Genomic DNA, 5,841 nt, shown 5'->3' on the forward strand with positions numbered 1-5,841 from the left:
TCCGCGCTGATGCACCTGCCGGTGACGTACGTGTGGACGCACGACTCCATCGGTCTCGGCGAGGACGGCCCGACGCACCAGCCGGTCGAGCACCTCGCCGCGCTGCGCGCGATCCCGGGTCTGAACGTGGTCCGCCCGGCCGACGCCAACGAGACGGCGATCGCCTGGCGCGAGATCCTCAAGCGCTGGACCAAGGAGTTCGGCAAGGGCGCCCCGCACGGTCTCGCGCTGACCCGCCAGGGCGTGCCGACGTACGAGGCCAACGAGGACGCCGCACGTGGCGGTTACGTTCTGTTCGACGCCGAAGGGCCCGAAGGGCAGAACACCGACGCTCAGGTCATCCTCATCGCCACCGGTTCCGAGGTCCATGTGGCCGTCGAGGCGCGAGAGCGGCTCCAGGCGCAGGGCGTGCCCACCCGGGTGGTGTCGATGCCGTCCGTGGAGTGGTTCGAGGAGCAGGACCAGGGGTACCGGGACAGCGTTCTGCCGCCGTCCGTCAAGGCGCGTGTCGCGGTCGAGGCCGGTATCGGCCTGACCTGGCACCGGTACGTCGGTGACGCCGGTCGCATCGTTTCGCTGGAGCACTTCGGCGCTTCGGCCGACGGCAAGGTCCTCTTCCAGGAGTTCGGCTTCACTGCGGAGAACGTGGCCGCGGTCGCGCAGGAATCACTCGCGGCCGCTCAGCGCTGACGCTCTACATACGACACGTAGGAGATGGAATTTCCATGACAGACGCACTCAAGCGCCTCTCCGAGGAGGGCGTCGCGATCTGGCTGGACGACCTGTCGCGCAAGCGCATCACGTCCGGCAACCTCGCCGAGCTGCTCGACCAGCAGCACGTCGTGGGCGTCACCACCAATCCGTCGATCTTCCAGAAGGCGATCAGCAGCGGTGACGGCTACGAGCTGCAGGTCTCCGACCTCGCCGCCCGCAAGGTCACCGTCGAAGAGGCCATCCGCATGATCACGACGGCGGACGTCCGCGACGCCGCCGACATCCTGCGCCCGGTCTTCGACGCGACCGGCGGCCAGGACGGCCGGGTCTCCATCGAGGTCGACCCGCGCCTGGCGCACAACACCAAGGCGACGGTCGCCGAGGCCAAGCAGCTGGCCTGGCTCGTGGACCGCCCCAACACCCTGATCAAGATCCCGGCCACGATGGGCGGCCTGCCGGCCATCACCGAGGTCATCGGCCTCGGCATCAGCGTCAACGTCACGCTGATCTTCTCGCTCGAGCGCTACCGCCAGGTCATGGACGCGTACCTCGCCGGTCTGGAGAAGGCCAAGGAGCGCGGCCTGGACCTGTCGAAGATCCACTCGGTGGCGTCCTTCTTCGTGTCCCGCGTGGACACCGAGATCGACAAGCGCATCGACGCGCTCGGCACCGACGAGGCCAAGGCCGCCCGCGGCAAGGCCGGTGTCGCCAACGCCCGCCTCGCCTACCAGGCGTACGAAGAGGTCTTCGACGGCAAGCGCTGGAGCGACCTGGAGAGCGCGGGCGCCAACAAGCAGCGTCCGCTGTGGGCCTCGACCGGCGTCAAGGACCCGGCGTACAAGAGCACGCTGTACGTCGACGAGCTGGTCGCGCCGAACACGGTGAACACCATGCCGGAGGCCACGCTGGAGGCCACCGCGGCGAGCGGCGAGATCCGCGGCAACGCGATCGCCGGGACCTACGAGCAGTCGCGTGCCGAGCTGGACGCGGTCGAGAAGCTCGGGATCTCGTACGACGAGGTCGTCCAGCTGCTGGAGGAAGAGGGCGTCGAGAAGTTCGAGGCGTCCTGGAACGACCTGCTCAAGTCGACCGAGGCGGAGCTTCAGCGCCTCGCACCCTCGGAGGGCTGAACACCTTGTCGAGCAGCAATCCGCTGCGTGACGCCGCGGACCGACGGCTCCCGCGTATCGCGGGGCCGTCGGGCCTGGTCATCTTCGGCGTCACAGGCGATTTGTCACGTAAAAAGCTGATGCCTGCCGTGTACGACCTCGCCAACCGCGGACTGCTGCCGCCGGGCTTCTCGCTCGTCGGTTTCGCACGCCGGGAGTGGGCGAACGAGGACTTCGCGCAGGAGGTGCACGACGCGGTCAAGGAACACGCGCGTACGCCCTTCCGCGAGGAGGTCTGGCAGCAGCTCATCCAGGGCATGCGCTTCGTCCAGGGCACCTTCGACGACGACGAGTCCTTCGAGCGGCTGCGCGACACCATCGAGGAGCTGGACAAGGCACAGGGCACGGGCGGCAACTTCGCCTTCTACCTCTCCGTGCCGCCGTCCGCCTTCCCTGTCGTCATCCAGCAGCTGAGGAAGCACGGGCTGGCCGACCAGTCGAGCGGTTCCTGGCGGCGCGCGGTCATCGAGAAGCCGTTCGGCCACAACCTGGAGTCCGCCGAGGACCTCAACAAGGTCGTCCACGAGGTCTTCGCCCCGGACCAGGTCTTCCGCATCGACCACTACCTCGGCAAGGAGACCGTCCAGAACATTCTGGCGCTCCGCTTCGCCAACACGATGTTCGAGCCGATCTGGAACCGGTCCTTCGTCGACCACGTGCAGATCACCATGGCTGAGGACATCGGCATCGGCGGACGTGCCGGCTACTACGACGGCATCGGCGCCGCCCGTGACGTCATCCAGAACCACCTGCTCCAGCTGATGGCGCTGACCGCGATGGAGGAGCCCGCCTCCTTCGACGCGGACGCGCTCGCCGCCGAGAAGACCAAGGTGCTCGGCGCGGTGAAGCTGTCGAAGGACCTGGGCCGGGACACCGTGTTCGCGCAGTACGCGGCCGGCTGGCAGGGCGGCGAGAAGGTCATCGGCTACCTCGAAGAGGACGGCATCGACCGCAAGTCGAAGACCGACACCTACGCGGCGATCAAGGTCGAGGTCGACAACCGCCGCTGGGCGGGCGTCCCCTTCTATCTGCGGACGGGCAAGCGCCTGGGCCGCCGGGTCACCGAGATCGCTGTCGTCTTCCAGCGCGCCCCGCACTCCCCCTTCGACTCCACCGCCACCGAGGAGCTGGGCCAGAACGCGATCGTCATCCGCGTCCAGCCCGACGAGGGCGTGACGGTCCGCTTCGGCTCCAAGGTCCCCGGCACGTCGATGGAGATCCGGGACGTGTCCATGGACTTCGCCTACGGCGAGTCCTTCACCGAGTCGTCGCCCGAGGCGTACGAACGCCTCATCCTGGACGTCCTGCTCGGCGACTCGAACCTCTTCCCGCGCACCGAGGAGGTCGAGCTGTCCTGGAAGATCCTCGACCCGATCGAGGAGTACTGGGACAAGAGCGGCAGGCCCGCGCAGTACCAGGCGGGCACGTGGGGTCCCGTCGAGGCGGACGAGATGCTCGAGCGAGACGGACGGAGCTGGCGCCGGCCATGAAGACAGACCTCACGGACACCACGGCCAGCAAGATCAACAAGGCGCTGGTGAAGGCCCGCCGGGAGATAGGCACCCCGGCCGTCGGCATGGTGCTCACGCTGGTCATCGTGACGGACGAGGAGAACGCGTACGACGCGCTCAAGTCCGCCAACGACGCCTCCCGCGAGCACCCCTCGCGCACGATCGTGGTCATCAAGCGCGTCTCCCGCTCCCCCCGCGACCGCACACAGTCCCGCCTCGACGCCGAGGTAAGGGTGGGCGCGGACGCGGGCACCGGCGACACGGTCGTGCTGCGTCTGTACGGCGAGGTCGCGGACCACGCCCAGTCGGTGGTGCTTCCGCTGCTGCTGCCGGACGCGCCGGTGGTCGTCTGGTGGCCGGTCAACGCGCCGCTCGACCCGGCCCGCGACCCGCTGGGCGCACTCGGCCAGCGCCGGGTCACCGACAGCTACGCCGCCGAGAAGCCCATCGAGGAGCTGCGGACCCGCGCCGACAACTACGAGCCCGGCGACACGGATCTGGCCTGGACCCGGATCACGCCCTGGCGTTCCATGCTGGCCGCCGCGCTCGACCAGGTGGACTGCGAGGTCATCTCCGCGGAGGTGCAGGGCGAGCAGTACAACCCGAGCGTGGAACTGCTCGCGATGTGGCTGGCGGACCGGCTCCACGTGCATGTACGGCGTGGAGTGTCGGCCGGGCCCGGCCTCAACGAGGTGCGGATGCTGACCAGCACCGGTCCCATCCGGCTGTACCGGCCCGCTGGGGGCCTCGCCCTCCTCACGCTGGAGGACCAGCCGGACCGGGCCGTGGCGTTGAAGCGCCGCGAGACGTCCGAGCTGCTGGCGGAGGAGCTGCGCAGGCTCGACCCCGACGACACGTATGCGTCGGCGCTGCGGTTCGGGGTGGATCGGTTGGGCGGTGCGGGGGCGCTGGGGGGCTCGCCGGGAAGTGCGTTGACGGCTGCCACGGCTTCCACGGCTTCCACGGCCGCTCCGGCAACCGCGTCGACTCCTGCGGGCGGGGCTCCGGGGGTCGCTTCGACTTCCGGGTCCGGGTCCGGGTCCGGCTCGGGCTCCGGCTCCGGCTTTGGCTCGGAGCACGGCTCGGCCGTCGCGCCGGCTGCCCCTCCGACCCGTACGTCCGCGCCGGCGTTGCCGCCGGCTGCTCCGTCGGGGTCGGCGGGGTCGGTGGGGTCGGTGGCTTCTCCGGGGTCTACGGGGTCGGTCGGTACGGCCGGTTCAGTCAGCTCGGCCGGTTCGGCCGGTTCAGCCGGTTCAGCCGGTTCGGCCGGTTCGGCCGGTTCGGCCGGTTCGGCCGGTTCAGCCGGTTCAGCCGGTTCAGCCGGTTCAGCCGGTTCAGCCGGTTCAGCCGGTTCAGCCGGTTCAGCCGGTTCAGCCGGTTCAGCCGGTTCAGCGGGGTCGGCCGGTTCGGCGGGGTCCGCGGGGTCGGCGGGGTCCGCGGGGTCGGCGGGGTCGGACGATGACGGTGACTCCGATCGGCCCACTCCGGCGCAGATGCCGCCTGTGAAGAAGGCGGCCGCGCCGTGACCACTCCGCAGTTGGTCGTGCACCACGACAAGGAGCTGATGGCTCAGGCCGCGGCGGCTCGGCTGATCACCAAGGTCGTGGACGCGCAGGCCTCGCGCGGCTACGCCTCGGTGGTCCTCACGGGTGGCCGCAACGGCAACGGGCTGCTCGCCGCGTTGGCGGCGGCGCCCGCCCGGGACGCGATCGACTGGGGTCGGCTGGACCTGTGGTGGGGCGACGAGCGGTTCCTGCCCGAGGGCGACGCCGAACGCAATGTCACCCAGGCCCGGGAGGCGCTGCTGGACTCGGTGCCGCTGGACCCGAAGCGGGTGCACGCCATGCCCGCGTCGGACGGGCCGTGGGGTACCGATGTGGACGCGGCGGCCTCGGCGTACGCCGAGGAGTTGGCACGGGCGGCGGGGCCTGAGAACCATGGCTCTGCGCCGACGTTCGACGTCTTGATGCTGGGGGTCGGGCCGGACACCCATGTGGCCTCGCTCTTCCCCGAGTTGCCGGCCGTTCGGGAGACCGAGCGGACGGTGGTGGGAGTGCGCGGTGCGCCGAAGCCGCCGCCGACGCGGGTCACGCTGACGCTGCCCGCGATCCGAGCGGCGCGTGAGGTGTGGCTGCTCGCCGCCGGTGAGGACAAGGCGCGGGCCGCGGCCATCGCGTTGTCCGGTGCGGGTGAGATCCAGGCACCGGCGGCGGGCGCGTACGGAAGGTCGCGGACCTTGTGGCTGCTGGACGCGGCGGCGGCCTCTCAACTGCCGCGCTCGCTGTATCCGCCGGCTTCACCGTGAGGGACTGATTCCGCCCCCGCCGCCCCTACCCATTCCCGTCCCGGGGCGCTGCCCCTTCGACCCCGAGGGGTTCGTTGGCGGGTGCGGGTGGGGGCGGCTGGTCGCGCGGTTCCCGCGCCCCTGAAAAAGCAGGGGTTGTGCC

At 70.3% G+C, this 5,841-nt stretch carries 4 protein-coding genes and 1 pseudogene; all 5 read left to right on the top strand.

Going from position 1 to position 5,841, the window contains the following annotated elements; translation table 11 throughout:
• Positions 1-690, top strand: a 690-nt coding sequence (locus tag ACFU53_RS45935) for a transketolase C-terminal domain-containing protein (RefSeq protein WP_384006115.1), incomplete at its 5' end; no start/stop codon positions are given.
• A 35-nt stretch (positions 691-725) separates the two neighbouring features.
• Entirely contained in the window at positions 726-1,844 is a 1,119-nt protein-coding gene (tal, locus tag ACFU53_RS45940; RefSeq protein WP_384006117.1) for a transaldolase, read from the top strand.
• A 5-nt stretch (positions 1,845-1,849) separates the two neighbouring features.
• The gene (gene zwf / locus ACFU53_RS45945; RefSeq protein ID WP_384006120.1) at positions 1,850-3,373 is read left to right on the top strand and encodes a glucose-6-phosphate dehydrogenase; all 1,524 of its coding nucleotides are present in this window, start codon (positions 1,850-1,852) and stop codon (positions 3,371-3,373) included.
• Positions 3,370-4,296 (top strand): annotated as a pseudogene (gene opcA / locus ACFU53_RS45950) (glucose-6-phosphate dehydrogenase assembly protein OpcA); the annotation flags it as partial. The gene zwf and the pseudogene opcA, both read left to right, overlap by 4 nt.
• A 620-nt stretch (positions 4,297-4,916) precedes the next feature.
• Positions 4,917-5,699 carry a 6-phosphogluconolactonase gene (gene pgl / locus ACFU53_RS45955; protein WP_384006122.1) on the top strand — a complete coding sequence of 261 codons (783 nt, stop codon included), beginning with the start codon at positions 4,917-4,919 and terminating at the stop codon, positions 5,697-5,699.
• Positions 5,700-5,841 lie beyond the last annotated feature (142 nt).

Origin of the sequence: Streptomyces sp. NPDC057474 (assembly GCF_042802555.1) — a bacterium.
In the GTDB taxonomy this organism is placed as follows: domain Bacteria; phylum Actinomycetota; class Actinomycetes; order Streptomycetales; family Streptomycetaceae; genus Streptomyces.

Coding starts and splice junctions, on each gene's coding strand:
- tal (WP_384006117.1), top strand. CDS start 726: ATGACAGACGCACTCAAGCGCCTCTCCGAGGAGGGCGTCGCGATCTGG.